The organism is Paenibacillus oenotherae, from assembly GCF_019443105.1.
GTDB classification, from domain to species: Bacteria; Bacillota; Bacilli; order Paenibacillales; family Paenibacillaceae; genus Paenibacillus_Z; species Paenibacillus_Z oenotherae.
In genome coordinates this window covers 765,218-785,785 of record NZ_JAHZIJ010000001.1, presented here as the reverse complement: position 1 = coordinate 785,785, position 20,568 = coordinate 765,218, and the positions used below count along the sequence as shown (strand labels likewise).

At 56.9% G+C, this 20,568-nt stretch carries 1 protein-coding gene; it reads left to right on the top strand.

Features of this window, described 5'->3' with window-relative positions; translation table 11 throughout:
* Positions 1–58: 58 nt before the first annotated feature.
* Positions 59–20,464, top strand: a complete 20,406-nt coding sequence (locus tag K0T92_RS03500; RefSeq protein ID WP_219871003.1) for a non-ribosomal peptide synthase/polyketide synthase — start codon at positions 59–61, stop codon at positions 20,462–20,464.
* Positions 20,465–20,568 lie beyond the last annotated feature (104 nt).

Sequence of the window (20,568 nt, the reverse complement as noted above, 5' to 3'; positions counted from 1 at the left end):
CATTAGAGAATAAAGGCAAGCAAGCGTTTGGATTCCAGATTATTTTGGAGGGAAATGGATGGACACTCAATTGACGTATCCGTTAACCGATGCGCAGAAACGGATTTGGTACACGGAGATGTTTTATCCGGGTACGGGCATTTCAAACATCGGCGGAGCAGTGCGTTTCAATACAACGGAGCCGTTTGATGCCGGGCTGTTGAAGCAGGCGATCAATCATTATGTGCGCCTTAACGATACGATAAGGCTTCGTATGCTGAATGAACCGGGCAGTGAGCCGAAGCAGATTGTCGCCGGTTATCAGCCGTTTGAGGTTGAAGTGAGAGACTTCTCGGAGGAGAACGATGATGCTGCTCTGGATAGCTGGGCGGATGCATTCATCCGGGAGCCGATCCCTTTCTACGAAGCGGATCTTTTTGCCTTTGCGATTGCCCGGACGGGAGAATCCAGGGGCTGCCTTCTGATTAAGGTCAATCATATTCTATCGGATGGCAACGGGATGATCCTGACGATCAACGATATTATCGATACGTACCTCGCTCTGGCGGGAGGCAAGGAAGTGGCTGAGGAGCAGCAGTCTTCCTATCTGGATTACCTTCCCGCTGAGCAGGAATACAAAGGATCGGACCGCTATCAGAAGGATAAGGGCTTCTGGAATGACAAATTCAAGACGCTGCCGGAGTTTACATCGCTAAAACCGACCGACAGCTACAGCATTCGCACCGAAGCGGACCGGGAGGTATTCGTAATCCCGCCAGCGCTGGAGGAGCAAATCCGCCAATTTTGCGGGGAGCATAATTTGGGCGTCTTGACGCTCTTTCTTGCTGCTTTGTATACATACTGCTATCGGATAACCGGTCATGAGGATCTTGTTGTAGGCACATTTCTTGCCAACCGGACGAATGCGAAGGAGAAGGCAATGCCGGGCATGTTCGTCAGCACGACGCCGGTTCGCATGCAGCTTGCGCCGGAGACGGATTTTCTCTCGTTCGCCCGCAGCGTGCTGAAGGAGCAGATGGGCGTGCTTCGCCATCAGAAGTATCCCTACAACACGATTCTGAACGATATTAAGGTGCTAAAGCCGGATATCAGCTCGTTGTTCGGATTGTCGCTGGAATACATCGTCATGGGCTGGAAGGAAAAGGAAGGCATCAGCTATGTGGTGGATCAGCTGTTCTGCGGCCAAGAGCTGAACGATCTGTTTATTTCCGTCAAGGACCAATGGGACAAAAATGAGCTCCAGATCGTGTTCGATTACCGTACAGAGCTGTTTGCACGGGATGAGATTCACGAGATGTGCCGCCATCTGCTGGTGCTGGTTGAGGATGCGGTCTACAATCCGGGCAAATCGCTCTCTGAGCTGGAGCTGTGCTCCCCCGAGGAGAAAAGGCGCATTGTAGAGGAGTTTAACAACACGGATGCTGCCGCTATCCCCGGTCTGACGACGATTGCCCTGTTCGAGGAGCAGGTGCTGCGTGTACCGGATCGGATCGCTGTCAAATGCGGGGATATCGAAGTGACCTACCGCGAGCTGAACGAGCGGGCCAATCGTCTGGCGCGCGCACTGGCAGCCAGAGGAGTAGGACGCGACGACCGCGTGGCAATACTGCTGGAACGCAAGCCGCTCATGGTGGAGTGCATTCTCGCGATATGGAAGGCCGGCGGAGCTTATGTGCCGGTCGATCCCGCGTATCCGGGGCAGCGGATCGTCGATATGATCGCCGACTCCGGCGCGCGCTGCGTGCTGACGGAATCCGGTTATATCCATGACGAGCTGGTCAAGGCGCTTCCGGAAAGCGGGTTCTTCCTGCTCGATGAAGCGGTGGAAGAGCTGGCAGTGCTGGATGGCGCCAACTGCTCTGTCGAGATCGTTCCCGGGCAGTTGGCCTACATGATCTATACATCAGGCTCCACTGGCAAGCCTAAGGGCGCAATGCTGGAGCATGCCGGCATGCTGAACCACATCGAGGCGATGGTGGAGGAGCTCGGCATGAACGAGCATTGCGTCATGGCACAGAATGCGCCGCATTGCTTTGATATTTCGGTATGGCAGTTCGTGACGGCGCTGACGCTGGGCGGCACGACTGTTATTTATCCCAATGAGCTGATTCTGAATCCGAGAGCCTTTATTGCCGAGGTTGAGCGCGATGGCGTCACTGTGCTGGAAGTGGTCGTTTCGTTTATGGCCGCCCTGCTGGAGATGGAGCTGGATGTAAAGCTGGCAGCGCTGGAGTGTCTGCTCGTGACTGGCGAAGCAGCGAAGCCTCATCTGGTGCGCCTCTGGTTCGACCGGTTTGACCATATTAAAGTGATCAATGCATACGGACCGACAGAAGCCTGTGATGATATTACACTGCATATCATGGATTGTGCGCCGGAATCGGACGTGATGCCAATCGGCAAGCCAGTGCGCAATCTGAAGGTCTATGTCGTCGACAAGCATATGAATTTGCTGCCTGTAGGTGTAATCGGCGAGCTGTGTGTGTCGGGAATCGGTGTTGGCCGGGGCTATATGAATGATCCGGAGCGTACCGCGAAAGCGTTCATGGAGGATCCGTTCCGGGAGGAGCGGGGAATCAGGCTATACCGGACGGGCGACTTGGCCCGCTGGCTGCCGGATGGAAGCCTGGAGTACATGGGGCGGATCGATCATCAAGTGAAGATTCGCGGTCACCGGATCGAATGCGGCGATATCGAAGCACGGCTGCAGCGGCATGAAGCGCTCAAGGAAGTGCTGGTGCTGGACCGCAGTGATGCAAGCGGCAATAAATATTTGTGCGCCTATTATACGGGAACGAGTGAGGTTAGTTCAGCTGAGCTGCGGGCTTTCGTCGGAGCAGAGCTGCCGAACTATATGGTTCCGTCCCATTTCGTTGGACTGGAGAGCTTCCCGCTGACACCCAATGGCAAGATTGACCGGAAGGCTCTTCCTGAACCGGAGGGCTCATCCGGCGACGCTGGAGCACAGTATGTCGCTCCCCGCAGTGATGCGGAGCAGCAGCTTGCGAATATTTGGGGCACTGTGCTTGGTTTCGGACAGGTTGGCGTGCGCGACAATTACTTCGAGCTGGGCGGAGATTCGCTGAAGGCTATGCTTATCATGGCCAATATATACAAGCAGTATGGGGTTGAACTGCCTCTGCGGGAGCTGTTCGAGACGCCTACCGTTGAGGGGCTTGCCCTTGTTCTCGGACGCTCTATGGGAGGAGCAGGCGCCAAGCGCTATGAAGCGATCTCGCCTGTACCGGAGCAGGAGCTCTATGCGGTATCTTCCGCACAGAAGCGGATGTATCTGCTGCACATGATGGAGGATGAGAGCACGGCCTACAATATGCCGGGCAGGATCGCCATTGAGGGCAAGTTGAATGTGGCGCGTGTGCGGGAAGCGCTGCAGGCGCTCGTAGAGCGGCATGAGTCGCTGCGCACCTCGTTTGCGATGATAGACGGTGTGCCGTTCCAGAAGGTACATGCGGAGATTCAATTGGAAGTGCCGGTTATAAAGGCTTCCGAGCAGGAACTGTCCCGCCTGGAGCAGGAATTCATCCGGACATTCGATCTGACCCAGGCGCCGCTGCTGCGGATGATGCTGGTGGAGCTGGGCGAAGAGAGATATGCGCTGTTTCTGGACATGCACCATATTATTTCCGATGGTGTCTCCATCCAGCTGTTTCTGGAGCAATTCGGAGCCCTGTACCGCGGTGCGCATTTGCCGGAGCTGCGGGTGCAGTATAAGGATTTCTCTGCCTGGCAGAATCGCCTGCTGGAGAGCGAGACGATGCGGGAGCAGGAGGCTTATTGGCTGGAACAGTTCGCAGGGGAACTGCCAGTGCTTGCGCTTCCTGCCGATTATCCGCGGCCATCGGTGCAGAGCTTCGATGGAGACCGGTTCTGGTTCCATGCTGGAAGCGAGCTGACGGCTGCTGTAAGAGAGACAGCCACGGCCACGGGCACGACGCCTTATATGGTGCTGCTGGCTGCTTATCAGGCGCTGCTGTTCAAATATACAGGGCAGAATGACCATATTGTAGGCACACCAATCGCGGGCCGGGCGCATGCTGATGTGAGCGGCGTATTCGGCATGTTCGTCAACACGCTGGGCATCCGTACCTATGCTTCGGCAGACAAGACATTCACTCAGCTTGTTCAGGAAGTGAAGGATACGCTGTTCCAGGCGTATGAGCATCAGGATTATCCGCTTGACCTTCTGGTGGAGAAGCTTGATCTGGAGCGCGATACGAGCCGAAATCCGTTATTCGATACGATGTTCGTCCATCTGAGCAACGATATTGTGGAGATGGAACTTGATGGCCTGACATTCAAGGTGCATGAGCTGGATGAAGGGGTATCCAAGTTCGATCTGCTATTGGAGGCCTCGGAGAGAGCCCATGAAATTCGCTTCAAGCTGCAATATTGTACGGCGCTATTCCGCAAGGACACGATGGACAGGCTTGCCGTCCATTATATGAATTTGCTGCAAGCGGTAACCGCCCAGCCTGAAGTGCGGCTTGGACAGATTGATCTATTGACCCCGGAGGAGAAGACGGAGCTGCTGTCAGGCTTCGGGGAAGCGCAGTCTGCCTATCCCGAAGCGGCGACGATTGCAGGCTTGTTCGAGAAACAAGCAGCTGCTGTGCCAGGCAAGCTGGCGGTTACTTATGAGGGGCGTTCGTGGACATACCGCGAGCTGAACGAGCGTGCCAATTGTCTGGCGCGCACGCTGCGCGAGTGCGGCGTAACGAGGAATAGTCCGGTAGCGGTACTGGCATCGCGTTCCATCGAAATGATTGCCGCTATGCTAGCTGTCGTGAAAGCTGGCGGCGCGTATGTGGCGCTTGATCCGGCACGCAGCGGCCTGGACATTCCGTTCGTGCTGCAGGATTGCGAAGCTGCTGTGCTGCTTACAGGCACGGAGCATGTCAGCTTGGCGTCCGGCTATGAGGGAATCGTCATCGATATGATGGACGAGGCCGTCTTCACCGGGGACGGCAGCGACCTGCCGTCTGTGAATGAGCCGGATGACGGTTTGGCCATTCTTTACCGGGCCGCAGGCAATCCGGATGGAACAGCTGCAGGGGTCATGCTAACCCACCGCAATGTGGCCAGCTTGCTCTCGAATGATCATCTGCCATTCCAATTCGGATCGTCAGATGTATGGGCAATGATTCATTCCCATGGCGACGGCGTGTCGGTCTGGGAAATGTATGGCGCGCTTCTTAACGGAGGCCAGCTTGTGGCAGTGCCTCAGGCTGCCGCTCACAATCCGGCGGAGCTTGCCGAGCTGCTGCGCATAGAACGCGTCACTGTTTTGAACGGTGCGCCGAGGCTGCTCTATGCGCTTATGCATGAAGAAGCGCGTCGGGCAGATCATGAGCTTGCCCTCCGCTGCCTGTTCTTCAGCGGGGAGACGCTGAACCCGGCGATGCTTCGTCCATGGCGGGAGAAATATCCGCATACGAGACTGCTGCACATGTACGGCTTCACAGAAGTGACGGTGCATGCGGCTTACAAAGAAATCGGCGACGGGGAGCTTGCTTCGAGGAGCAGCATCCACACCGGCGCGCTGCTGCCTAACGTTGCAGCTTATATTTTCGACGAGAGCATGGGACTGGCGCCAGCAGGAGTCATCAGCGAGCTCTATGTCGGAGGCGCTGGAGCAGCACAAGGCTATTGGAATCGTCCGGCGCTGACAGCCGAGCGGTTTATCGCCAATCCGTACAAGCCGGAGGAGGTGCTGTTCCGTACGGGTGCATTGGCACGAATAACGTCCGGCGGCGAGCTGGAATATTTCGGAGACCGGGAGCAGCAGCAATCTATCCGCGGCAACCGGATGGCATGGAGCGATATTGAAGCCGTCCTGCTTCAATCGCCGCAAATCCGCGAAGCTGCTGTATGGATGAGGTCTGCTGCGGACAATGAGTCTGTGCTGACGGCTTACTACATCGAGAACGGCGCAGCAAGCGACACCGAGCTGCGCGCTCTGTTGTCCGAGCAGCTGCCCCCTTATATGATTCCATCGTGCTTCGTAAGGCTGGAGAGCATGCCGCTCACAGAGGATGGCAGGCTGGATGCGGAAGCACTGCCAGCGCCGGGTATGACGGCAGCAGCCGAAACGGTGCAAGCGGAGCCGCATACGGAAACGGAAGAGCGGATGATCGCCATATGGAAGGAGCTTCTGGGCGTGGACGGACTGGAGCCCCAGGATGACTTCTTCCAAAAGGGCGGCCATTCCCTCAGTGCAGCGATGCTGGCTGCCCGCATATTGAAGGAATTCAAGACGAAAATGCCGCTTCGCACCATTTTCAAGCATCCTACGATTGCTGAGCTGGCTGCGAGCATTGACGAGAAAACCGGAGGAGCCCCGGCAAAAGCCGCTGCAGCGAAAGGAACGGAGCCGGGCAATGCAGATGCAGCGAAAGCAGCGAATGCAGCGAACGCCAGCCATGCGGAAGGTGCAGAGGTGTCGGCGGCTGATATGGATCTGACGATTGCTCCGGCACCGATTCAGCCGTACTATCCGCTCTCCTCAGCGCAGAAGCGCCTGTTCGTACTGGACAGACTGGAGGGCGAGAATGCCGGTACAGCCTATAATCTGCCTGCCGCCCTGATCGTGGAGGGAGAGGTTGACCGCGACCGGCTGCAGCGTGCATTCGGGGAGATCATTCGCAGACATGAAGCACTGCGCACCTCGTTCAAGCTGGAGAATGGCGAGCCGGTGCAGCGGGTGCTTGAGAATGTTGATTTCACGGTTCATTACAGCGATACGCTGGAAGCTGATATTCCGCAAGCGGTGAAGCGCTTCGTTCGTCCCTTCGACCTTGCCAGCCCGCCGCTGCTGCGCATCGGCCTGACGAGACTTGCTGAGGGAAGACAGCTGATGCTGTTTGATATGCATCATATCGTTTCGGATGGAATTTCAGTCGCAGTCATCATAAAAGAATTGATCGCGCTCTATGGCAATGAATCGCTGCCAGCGCTTCGCCTGCAGTATAAGGATTATGCCGTATGGCAGCAGAATTGGATCGCTGCTGAGGACTACCGGAAGCAGGAGTCCTACTGGCTGGGAGCAATGGCTGGCGAGCTGCCGGTATTGGAGCTGCCTTATGATTATCAGCGCCCGCCAGTGCAAAGCTTTGACGGGCATGACTTCAAGTTCGAGCTGGATGCCGATTTGGCGTACCGGTTGAATGCTCTGACCGCAGAAACCGGCACGACACTGTACATGGTGCTGCTGGCCGCCTACAAAGTGCTTCTGTTCAAGTACAGCGGTGCGAACGACTTCATCGTAGGAACGCCGATCGCCAATCGCGGCCATGCCGACCTGAACGATATGATCGGCATGTTCGTCAATACGCTCGCAATCCGTACTTATCCTGATGCGGAGCAGACGTTTACGGGTTATTTGGGCCAAGTGAAGGAGCGTGCGCTGGAAGCCTTTGACCATCAGGAATATCCATTCGAGGAGCTGGTCGACAAGCTCGGCATCCGCCGTGACCTCAGCCGCAACCCGCTCTTCGACACGATGTTCAGCGTGAACAATGTCGATACGGCCAAGCTGGAGCTGGCTGGACTGCCGCTCCGCCAGATCGATATCCACGAGGGGATATCCAAGTTCGATATTTCCCTGGAGGCCCGCGAAGAGAACGGAACGATCGGGTTCGTTCTGGAATACTGCACACGGCTGTTCCGTGAAGAGACGGCCAGAAGGTTTGCCAGCCATTATGTGGAGCTGCTCGGCGCAATTGTGAAGGCTCCCCGGACGAAGCTCGGAGAGCTTCCGGTTCTGACCGAAGCGGAGAAACATCAAATTATCGATGTCTTCAATCATACCGATGCTCCGATCCGTCAAGGGGCGACAACTGTTTCTCTGTTCGAGGAGCAAGCGGCACGTTATCCGGAGCGGATTGCGGTACGCTTCGGCGAGGAGACGGTTACTTACGCGGAATTGAACCGCCGGGCGAACCGGCTGGCCCGTCTCCTGCTGGAGAAGGGTGTAGGCCGGGATGACCGCGTCGCGATCTTCATGGATCGCAAGCCGAGCATGGTGGAGTGTATTCTGGCGATCTGGAAGTCGGGCGGGGCATACGTGCCTGTCGATCCGCTTTACCCGACGGGACGCATTGTGGACATGATTGGAGATTCCGAGGCGAAATGCGTACTGACTGAGAGCCAGTTCGTGAGCGGCGAGCTTCAAGAGGCGCTGCCGGGTGCGGAATTCGTCGCGCTGGACACGCTCGGCGGCGTACTCGCAACGCTGGAGCAGAGCAATCCGGAGATCGAGCTTGTGCCGGAACAGCTGGCTTATCTGATCTACACCTCCGGCTCAACGGGCAAGCCTAAGGGCGCCATGCTGGAGCATGCCGGCATGCTGAATCATATAGAGGCCATGATCGAAGAGCTGCACATGAAGGACAGCTGTGTGATGGCGCAGAACGCGCCGCACTGCTTTGATATCTCGGTCTGGCAGTTCGTGACGGCGCTGACGATTGGCGGTACAACGGTCATTTATCCGAACGAGCTGATTACGAATCCCAACGCATTCATTGCAGCTGTCGCAAGGGATGGCGTGACTGTGCTTGAGGTGGTCGTTTCCTTCATGTCGGCGATGCTGGAGATGGAGATTGATACGGAGCTGCCTGCACTGGAATATTTGCTCGTTACGGGTGAGAATGCGAAGGCTCAATTGGCAAGACAATGGTTCCAACGGTACCCGCACATCAAGCTCATTAACGCATATGGGCCGACGGAAGCCTGTGACGATATTACGCTGCACATTCTGGACCGGGCTCCGGAATCGGATGTGATGCCGATCGGCAAGCCGGTGCGCAATTTGAAGGTGTACGTTGTTGACGGGGGAATGAATCTGCTGCCAATTGGTGTTGTCGGCGAGCTGTGTGTCTCCGGCATTGGCGTAGGGCGCGGATATTTGAATGATCCTGAGAAGACGGCAAAGGTGTTCATGGAGGATCCGTTCCGCACAGAGAAGGGTGTTCGTCTCTATCGAACGGGCGATTATGCCAGATGGCTGCCGGATGGCAGTCTGGAATACAGGGGCCGTATGGACCATCAGGTCAAAATTCGCGGCCACCGGATCGAATGCGGCGAGATCGAGGCAAGGCTGCTTGGATATGAGGGCATGAAGGAAGTCATCGTGCTGGATCGCGCGGATGCCCATAACAATAAATATTTATGCGCTTATTTTACCGCAATGGAAGAGCTTGATGCCGCAGTGCTGAAGGAATTTGTGCTGGCGGAGCTGCCAGCGTACATGGTGCCTTCATTCTTCGTGCAGTTGGACAAATTCCCGCTTACGCCTAACGGCAAAATCGACCGCAAAGCGCTTCCGGAGCCCGAAGGCGATCTTTCGTCAGCGGAATATGTCGCTCCGCGCAATGATACGGAGCGGAAGCTTGCCGACATCTGGCAGGGAGTGCTTGGCGTCGAACGAGTAGGCGCGCGCGATCACTTCTTCGAGCTGGGAGGACATTCCCTGAAGGCGATGGTCATGCTGTCGCATGCCGCCAAAGCGCTCGGTGCAGAGGTGCCGCTGCGGGAATTGTTTAATGCGCCGACGCTGGAAGGGCTGGCCCGAGCCGTGGAGCTGCAGCGTGATGGAGCGACGGAAGGAATCGCTGCGGCGGTCATTCCGGCCATTCCCGAGCAGGAATACTACCCGGTGTCGTCGGCTCAGAAGCGAATCTATATTCTGGATCAATTCGAGGAAGGCGAGAGCACAAGCTACAATATGTCCGATGCGCTGCGTATCGACGGACCGCTTCAGCTTGAACGGCTGACGGAAGCATTCCGCGAGATGGTGCGCAGGCACGAAATATTGCGAACCTCCTTCCATTCCATCGATGGCGAGCCGTATCAGAAGGTTCATGAGGAAGCGGAGCTGAACTGGGTGGTCAAGGAAGTGGAGGAGCATGAGGCGGAGGGCATCGCCCGCAGCTTCGTCCGTCCATTCCGCCTTGATGAAGCGCCATTGATGCGCGCCGAGGTATTGAAGCTGTCTGCGGAACGGCATATCGTGCTGCTTGACATGCATCATATCGTATCCGACGGGGAGACGATCCGGCTGCTGGTGGATGAGTTCATTGCTCTGTACGGCGGGGAGGAGCTTCCTGCGCTGACGGTGCAGTACAAGGATTTTGCCGCTTGGCAGAACGAGCGTTTCGCATCCGAGGCTATGAAGCGGCAGGAGGCCTACTGGCTGAATCAATTTGCGGACGGAGATATTCCGGTGCTGCAGCTTCCAACTGATTATGCAAGGCCATCCATGCAAAGCTTCGAGGGCGATCGCCTTGCATTCTCCGCAGGAACAGAGCTGCATGGACAATTGCAGCGGCTGGCTGGCGAATCAGGAGCCACGATGTACATGGTTCTGCTGGCTGCTTATAACGTCTTATTGAGCAAATATACCGGGCAGCATGATGGGGTTATCGGTACGCCGGTTGCCGGAAGGCCGCATGCCGATGTGCTGGATTTGGCGGGAATGTTCGTCAATACGCTGGCGGTTCGCTGCCGCATGACGCCGGATATGACGTTCAAGGAGCTGCTGGAAGTCGTGAAGACGGCAAGTCTGGGCGCATTCGAGAATGGAGAATATCCGTTCGAGGAGTTGGTAGACAAGCTGAATCTTGCCCGTGACTTCAGCCGCAACCCGTTGTTCGATACGATGTTCAGCCATCAGATGAGCGATATGGAGGCATTAGCGGTTCAAGGACTGACCTTCACGCCTTTCGAGCTGGAGAACAGAACCTCCAAGTTCGATCTGTCGCTGGATGCCGTCGAATCAGCCAGTGGCATTGCCTTTGAATTGGAATACAGCACGAAGCTGTTTAAGCGGGATACAGTTGAGCGTGCAGCACAGCATTATTTGCAAATCATTCGTGCTGTGGCCGCTAATCCGCATGGAGCGCTCTCCGATATCGAGCTGTTGACGGCTGCGGAGAGGGAGCAGCTGCTCGTTGCCTTCAATGCTACAGAGCGTTCTTATCCGCAGAGCTTGACATTCCATGAAGCCTTCGTCGCACAAGCGAAGAAGACGCCGGAGCATATCGCCGTTGTGTCCGGCGGGCGCAGCATGACGTACCGCGAGCTGAATGAACGCTCCAACGTACTGGCCCACGTCCTCCGGGACAAGGGAGTTATGCCGGAGAGCATCGTCGGCATTATGGTAGGCCGCTCGGAGCAAATGCTCGTTGCTGCGCTGGCGGTTATGAAGGCCGGCGGCGCTTATCTCCCGATCGACCCCGATTATCCGGCGGACCGGATCGCCTATCTGCTGCAGGACAGCGGAGCGGCATTGGTCATCACGGAAGCGGAGCTGCTGGAAGACGTGCCTTTCTCAGGCGAGATCGCAGTGCTGGAGCAGTGCGGGACCGATGCAGCAGGAGCTTCTGCTGAAGAGCTCCATGAGCCTGACAATAGGGCGGAGCCGCATCATTTGGCCTACATCATCTATACGTCGGGCACGACAGGCAATCCTAAGGGAGTCATGATTGAGCACCGCCAATATATGAACGTGGCTTACGCCTGGAAGGAACAATACGAGCTGGAGCAGTTCCCTGTCCGGCTGCTGGGGATGGCAAGCTTCTCGTTCGACGTCTTCGCAGGCGATATGGCCCGCGCGCTGCTGAACGGCGGAAGGCTCATCATATGTCCGAATGATATCAAGCTTGATCCTGCATCCTTGTACACATTGATGCGGGAGCATGAAGTCAATATATTCGAATCTACGCCGTCCCTCATTGCGCCATTGATGGAGCATATCTACGAGAATGGCCTGGATGCCAGCTTCTTGAGACTGCTTATTCTCGGAGCCGACAGCTGTCCGGTGGAGGAGTTCCGCAAGCTGCTGTCGCGCTTCGGTGCAGAAATGCGCATTATTAACAGCTATGGCGTGACGGAAGCGGCGATCGATTCCAGCTACTATGAGGAAGCGCTCGAAGTGCTCCCGGCGGCGGGAAGTGTTCCAATCGGCAAGCCGTTGCCGAATATGTCCTACTACGTGCTGGATGAGAGACGCCGTCTGCTGCCGATCGGCGTAGCAGGAGAGCTGTACATCGGCGGTGCCGGGGTAGCACGCGGCTATCTCGGCCGCGAGGAGCTGACAAACGAGAAATTCGTGTCCAATCCGTACGACTCCGGCAGCAGGCTTTATCGCACGGGCGATCTGGCCAAATGGATGCCGGATGGCAATCTGATGTTTCTCGGACGCAATGACCATCAAGTCAAGGTGCGGGGCTACCGGATCGAGCTTGGCGAGATCGAAGCCTGCCTGCTGAAGCATTCCGGCATACGCGAGGCTATCGTTATTGCCCGCGAGGACGATATGGCGCAGAAATATTTGTGCGCCTATATCGTAGGGGCCAAGGAGCTGACACTGGGCGAATTGCAAGCGCATCTGACAGTGGATCTGCCGTCCTATATGGTGCCGTCTCATGTGGTGGTGCTGGAAGCCATGCCGCTTACGCCTAACGGCAAGATCGACCGCAAAGCACTGCCAGAGCCTGCCGGCTTAGGACTCAAATCGAGCGAGTATGCCGCGCCATCGACAGCTGCGGAGATTCAACTCGCAGAGATCATGGAGCGTGTGCTTGGCATGACAGCGGTTGGCGTGAACGATGACTTCTTCAGTCTAGGGGGCCATTCTCTCAAGGCGATGGTGCTCGTATCGCATATTCATAAAGCGTTCGGCACTGCAATGCCGCTTCGTCAAGTCTTCGAGACGCCGACAGTAGCGGGAATGGCAAGGTTCATTGAAGGTGAAGAAGGAGCTTCAGATACAGGCTTCGCGGCGATTCAGCGGGTAGAGCCGCAAGATTATTACGAGCTTTCTTCTGCCCAGAAGCGATTATTCATTCTGAACGGCATGGAGGGAACGGGCACCAGCTACAACATGCCGGATGCCATGCTGATGGAGGGCCGGATTGACTCTGCACGGGTGGAATCGGCATTCCGCGAGCTTATCAGCCGCCATGAATCGCTGCGCACCTCGTTCCTGATGGTGAATGGCGAGCCTGTGCAGCGTGTGCATGCGGAGGTTGATTTTGCTCTCTCCTATACGGAGCTGCTCCATGCATCCCAGGAGGAGCTGGAGGCGGCAGCGGCCTCATTCGTGAAGCCGTTCGACCTGAGCAAGGCGCCGCTCATGCGCGTAGGGCTGGTGAAGCTGGAAGACGAGCGGCATCTGTTCCTGTTCGATATGCATCATATCGTTTCGGACGGCTTGTCGATGGGCATTATTATGAGCGAATTTGCAGCCCTCTATGGCGGAGAATTACTGCCGGAGCTGGGACTTCAGTACAAGGACTTCGCCGCCTGGCAGAATGGGCTGTTCGCGTCCGGCTTCCTGCAGAAGCAGGAGGCATACTGGCTGGAGGCGCTGTCCGGCGAACTGCCGGTACTGGAGCTGCCGACAGATTACCCGCGTCCATCGCTGCAGAGCTTTGATGGGGCACAGCTGTCATTCCGCACCGATGCGAAGCTTAAAGATGAGCTGAACCGCCTCGCTTCAGAGACGGGAACGACTCTGTATATGGTGCTGCTGGCAGCCTACAATGTGCTGCTTGCCAAATACAGCGGGCAATCCGACCTCATCGTGGGCACAGCCGCTGCCGGACGCTCGCATGCGGATCTTGGCGGCGTTGTGGGCATGTTCGTCAATACGCTGGCCATCCGTACAGCGGTGGATGACAGCCGCACCTTCCGCGAATTGCTTGTGGATGTGAAGCAGCGCTTGCTCGGTGCTTACGAGCATGGCGATTATCCGTTCGAGCAGCTTGTTGAAGGGTTGAACCTGTCCCGTGAGCTGAGCCGGAATCCGGTGTTCGATACGATGTTTATTTTGCAAAATACCGATGACGGTCCGCTTCAGCTCGGGGATGTCAAGCTTGAGTCCCTTGCAACAGAGCAAACGATGACCAAATTCGATCTGACGCTGGAAGCGACAGAGCTGGAAGACAGGATGGAATTCGTGCTGGAATACGCCTCCAGATTGTTCAGCAAGCCTACAATCGAGCGGATGGCAGCACACCTGGAAGCATTGCTGTCTGAAGTGACATTAAGGCCGGATGCCTCATTGAGCGAGCTGTCCCTGCTGTCGGCGGAAGAGAAGACACTGCTGCAGGAGACATTCAATGCGACAGCAGTACAGCATGGGGGAACGGAGCTGCTGCACGGACTTGTTGAGGAGCAGGCGGGCAAGACGCCCCGGCTTCCAGCGATCATTGCCGGCTCCCGGACGCTGACTTACCGCGAGTGGAACGAGAGGGCCAACCAATTGGCGCGGACGCTGCGTGCCAAGGGAGCCGGACCGGAGCGGATCGTTGCCATACTGGCTGACCGCTCTGTGGAGATGGCGGTGGCGATACTAGCTGTGCTGAAATCAGGAGCGGCGTACATGCCGATTGATCCTGAATATCCGCAGGACCGTATCCGCTACATGCTGGAGGACAGCGGAGCGCTGCTCTTGCTGACGCAAGGCCAGGGAGATTCCCCTTATTCCGGCGATTTTGCCGGGGAGACGCTGAATTTGAGCGCTGCCGACGCGTACAGCGGGGACGCTTCACCGCTTCAGCCGCTTAACGGGCCGGCTGATCTGGCGTATGTGATCTATACATCGGGCACGACCGGCCGTCCGAAAGGGGTTATGATCCAGCACAGCAGCATCGTCAATACAATCATCTGGCGGAGAGAGGCGTATGGCTTTGCTCCGGGCGACCGCGTGCTGCAGCTCCTCTCCTATGCGTTTGATGCTTTCGTCGGCAGCTTCTTTGCCCCGATGGCAGCGGGAGGATCCTCCATTATCGCATTGGATGACGAAGCGAAGGATCCGCTTGCGTTGAAAGGCTATATTGCGAACCATGGCATTACGCATTTCAGCGCAGTACCTAGCCTGTACGGCGCCGTGCTGGAGATGCTGAGCAGCGCGGAAGCCGCTTCACTGAAGGCGGTCACGCTTGGCGGAGAACGGGTGCCTGCCAGCTTCATCGAGAAGAGCGCGGCACTGAATCCGCAGCTTGTGCTGCATAACGAATACGGGCCGACCGAGAGCAGTGTTACAGCAACAATTCTGAGCGGGCTTCAAGCGGATAGGCCAGTTACAATCGGCCGTCCGATCGACAACACCCGTATTTATATTGTAGACAGCCACTTGCAATTGCAGCCTGCAGGTATCCATGGCGAGCTGTGCATCAGCGGCGCTGGGCTGGCGCGGGGCTACCTCAATGAGCCGGAGCTGACGGCGGAGAAGTTCGTGCCATGTCCATTCGCTCCGGGTGAGCGGATGTACCGTACCGGTGACCGGGCCAGGTGGCTGGCGGACGGCACAATCGACTTCGTCGGCCGGATCGACCATCAGGTCAAAATCCGCGGCTACCGGATCGAGCTTGGCGAGATTGAGGCAAGCCTTCGGAAGCTTGCATCTGTTAAAGAAGCTGTCGTGATCGCACGCGATGACGAGGGCGGGCAAAAATATCTATGCGCTTATATCGTATCCGACGATGAGCTGGCGGTTCTTGACCTTCGCGCAAGGCTGGCGGCAGAGCTGCCGGGTTACATGGTTCCGTCCTATTTCATTCAGCTGCCGTCCATGCCGCTCACACCGAACGGGAAGATCGATACGCGGGCGCTGCCTGCCCCCGATACGGATCTGCTGCGGGTGCGTGAGTATGTTGCGCCGGCGAATGAAGTGGAGTCGAAGCTCGCGCTTATGCTGCAAGAGCTGCTGCAGGATACGCTGCGGGTAGAGCGGATTGGCATGGCGGATAATTTCTTTGATCTGGGCGGTCATTCGTTGAAGGCGATGATGCTTGTATCCCAGCTGTATCGGGAGTTTATGGTCGAGGTGCCGCTGCGAGCCATATTCGAGACGGCGACGATCCGGGACTTGGCCCGGTTCATTCTGTCCGCAGAACGAGCGGAGGATCTGTCACTGCGGCCTGTCATGGCGAGGGATTATTACCCGCTGTCATCGGCTCAGATGCGTCTGTATGTGCTGGACCAGCTTGAAGGCCCGGGTACAGGCTACAACATGCCGGGTGTTCTGCGCATGAAGGGCGCGCTGGATCGTGCCCGGTTCGAAGGTGCATTCCAGGCGCTGGTAGACCGTCATGAATCTCTGCGGACATCCTTCCATACGATTGAGACTGAACCGAAACAAAAGGTGCATGAACATGCGGAGCTGCATGTTGAATGGCTGGAAGCTGCGGATTCGGCTGCGGAGACGGAGCAATTAATAGAGGCCTTCGTACAGCCGTTCCGGCTGGATATGGCGCCGCTGCTGCGGGTTGGATTGGTCGGGCTGCAGGAGAACGAGCATCTGCTGCTGTTCGATATGCATCATATCGTCTCAGACGGCATCTCGATGAGCGTGCTCATCCGCGAATTTGTTGCGCTCTACCGTGGAGACTCGCTGCCGCCGCTGAAGGTGCAGTACAAGGATTATGCGGTATGGCAGCATGAATTGTTCCAGTCCAAGGCCTATGGCAAGCAGGAGGCATACTGGATGGAGCGCTTCGGCGATGAAATTCCGGTGCTGGACTTGTCCACTGATTTCCCAAGGCCTGCCGTGCGCAGTCTGGAAGGCGATTATTACGAGTTCGAGGCCGATGCGGAATTGCTGCGGGGGCTGAAAGATCTTGCCGCTCATACAGGCACCACGCTGTTCATGGTGCTGCTGGCGGCTTACAATGTGCTGCTGGCGAAGTATGCCAATCAGCACGACATTGTTGTCGGCACGCCGATTGCTGGCCGCTCGCATGCGGATACCGAGGATTTGATCGGTATGTTCATCAGTACGCTGCCGATGCGCAACCGTCCACAGGGCAGCAAGACGTTCCTCGAATTCCTGGATGAGGTGAAGCGGAACGCATATGAGGCTTATGAGAACGGGGACTACCCATTCGAGACGATGGTGGAGAAGCTGCAGCCGTATCGCGACCTGAGCCGGAATCCGCTGTTCGACACGGTATTCATTCTGCAAAATATGAGCCGTGAGACGATGGAGATTGACGGGGTCTCATTCGAGCCTTACGAGTACGAGAACAAAATCTCGAAGTTCGATCTGACGCTGATGGCGGAGGAGGAGAATGACCGGCTCGCCTTGAGCTGGGAATATTGCACGGCGCTGTTCTGCGGCGAGACGATGGAGCGGATGGCGAAGCATTATGTCGGCATGCTCCGCGCTATTGCGCAGCATCCGGAGCGTATGCTGGCAGAGCTCGATATGCTTGCAGCAGACGAGCGGGAGCTGCTGGTTCATACATTCAACGCATCCGGAACGATTCAGGATCCAGCTTCAACGCTTCACGGCCTGTTCGAGCGGCAAGCAGCGTCAGCACCTGAGAATGTCGCGCTGGCAATGGGCTCGGAGGAGTTGACCTACGGGGAGTTGAATGCGCGGGCCAATCGCCTTGCCCGTAAGCTGCGGGAACGCGGCGTAGGCGCGGAGACGGTGGTCGGCGTTATGGCTCACCGCTCCTTCGAGATGATCACCGGCATGCTGGCTGTCATGAAAGCAGGCGGTGCATACATGCCGATCGATCCGGCCTATCCGGCCGATCGGGTCACTTACATGCTGGGAGACAGCGGCGCGGATATCGTGCTGGCGCAAGCGCATTGCATAGCGGATTTCGCAGCGGGAACATCTGCAGCCTGGCTGGATCTTGCCGATGAAGCGCTGTATGCGCAGGATGGAAGCAATCTCCCGGCTGCGGGAAGTCCCGATGATCTGGCTTATATCATCTATACATCGGGTACGACCGGCAAGCCTAAGGGGGTTATGATCCAGCACCGGAGCATATCCGGCAATATATGGTGGCGCAAGGAAGCTTACGGCTTGACGGACCGGGACGCTGTGCTTCAGCTGTTCTCGTTCGCCTTCGACGGATTTGTCACCAGCTTCTACACACCGATTGTCTCGGGCTCCGCCGTCGTTCTGCTTCTTGAGGATGAGGCGAAGGATCCGGTAGCGATCAAGGATGCTATCAAGCGCCACGGCGTTACGCATTTCATCAGTGTGCCGAGTCTGTACGCCGGTGTGCTTGAATGTATGAGCCGGGAGGACGCTGCCTCGCTTCGCATGGTTACACTGGCAGGCGAGAAAGTAACGGATAAAACAATCGCACTCAGCAAATCCGTCAATGACGGTATTGAGCTGATTAATGAATACGGCCCGACGGAGAGCAGTGTTGTCGCGACGATCGAACGCGATCTGCAGCCGGGAGCCCCAATTACGATTGGACGGCCGATCGCTGGAACTGCCATCCGCATCCTTGGTGGGGACGGCGGGCTGGCTCCAATCGGCGCGGCTGGAGAGCTGTGCATCGCAGGCGCAGGCTTGGCTCGCGGATATGTCGGCTTGCCGGAGATGACGGCAGAACGATTCACCGCCGATCCTCTCCAGCCTGGAGAGCGGATGTACCGCACCGGTGATGCCGCGCGCTGGCTGCCTGACGGCCGGATCGAGTATATCGGCCGGATCGATCATCAGGTCAAGGTGCGCGGTTACCGGATCGAGCTTGGCGAGATCGAAGGCGCGCTGCTGCGCCAGCCGGGCGTGAAGGAAACTGTCGTGCTGGCTCGTGATGACGACGGCAGTGGGAAATACTTATGCGCTTATGTAACGGCAGAGCGGGAATTGAATACCGCTGTGCTGAAGGATGAGCTGGCGAAAGTGCTGCCGGAATACATGGTACCGCCGTTTATTATCCAGCTCGCTGGCATGCCGGTGACGCCGAACGGCAAGGTAGACCGGAGGGCGCTGCCTGAACCGGATCGCAATGGCCTCTGGAACGCTTCGGCTTATGTAGCCCCAGCCGGTGAACGCGAACAAATTATGGCCGATATATGGGCAGAGGTGCTGGGAGCGGAGCGCATCGGCACCGGGGATCATTTCTTCCATCTTGGCGGAGATTCCATCAAGGCGATTCAGGTAGCGGCGAGATTGAACAAGTTCGGCCTGCGTCTTGAAATCCGCGACCTGTTCCGCTACCCCACCATCTCGGAGCTGGTTCCGCGCCTCAAGGCAACGGACCGGATTATCGAGCAAGGAGCGGTAACCGGAGAGGTGCCGCTGACGCCGATTCAGAGCTGGTTCTTCGAGAGCCGATTCAGGGATATGCATTACTGGAATCAGTCCGAGCTTATTTACCGCCCGCAAGGCTTCGACGTGGAGCTGCTTCATACTGTATTCCGCAAGCTGACGGAGCATCATGATGCGCTGCGTCTCCGGTATGCGGCAGGTGATGATGATGTCATCAAGGGTTATAACGAGGACATCGAAGGGGAGCATTACTCCCTGGCCGTTATCGACCTTCGCGGCCGGACGGGCGACGAGATCAAGGGGTCCATTCTTGCCGAGGGTACCGCGATTCAAAGCGGTATGGATCTGGCCCATGGACCGCTTGTGAAGCTCGGCCTGTTCCGCACGAATGAGGGCGACCATCTGCTGATTGCGATCCATCATTTGGCTGTAGACGGAGTATCCTGGCGCATCCTGTTCGAGGATCTGGCGGAGGCTTATCGTCAGGCGGAGCAGGGGGAAGCCATCACGCTGCCAGCCAAAACAGACTCCTACCGCTACTGGTCACAGCAGATGGCCGCTTATGCAAGCAGCGATGAGCTGCTGAAGGAAGCCGCGTATTGGCATAAGCTTGGCGGTCTGGACTTTGCTCCGCTGCCTAAGGACAAAGCTGGTGCGGACAATCTCGTGAAGCATATGCGCAGCGTGGAGAGAGAGCTGGCCGCCGAGGCGACGGAGCAGCTGCTCAAGGGAGCCCATGAGGCTTACCGCACGGAGATGAACGATCTGCTGATGGCGGCACTGGCATTGGCGCTCAAGGATTGGAGCAAAGGAAACACCATTGCGGTCAATCTGGAGGGGCATGGCCGCGAAGCGTTCGTGGAAGGGCTGGACATTACACGTACAGTAGGCTGGTTTACGTCCCAGTTCCCTGTCGTTCTGGATATGGAGCAATCGGAGGATTTGGCCTACATCATCAAATCGACGAAGGAAACGCTCCGGAAAATTCCGAACAAGGGCATCGGCTACGGCATTTTGAAATATATGACCGACCGGCTGCGCGACTTGACGCTTCAACCGGAAATCTCCTTTAACTATTTGGGACAATTCGACGGTGATGCGGAAAGTGGCAACGGGATGGAGCCTTCGTCCTATGATGCCGGACTGCCATTCAGCGCCGATTCGCAGCGGCCTGCTGCGCTTGATGTCAGCGGTCTGGTAACGGAAGGCAAGCTGAAGCTGGCGCTGCATTATAATGCGCAGGAATATGAGGCATCGACGGCAGAACGATTGATCGACCGTCTGCAGGAGCGCTTGCTTGCTATTATCGCGCACTGCACGCTCAAAGAAACAACGGAGCTGACGCCAAGCGATCTGGGTGATGATGAATTAACACTGGAGGAGCTCGACAGCCTTCTGGAATCGATTGAATTTTAATGGGGCAGCAGTCTCCGGCAGCCCTTCGCGGCTGCCGGGAGACGACTGCTCCACATAGAGACATTTTACATAACCAGCATGCAAGACCTGTCAAGTCTAAGATT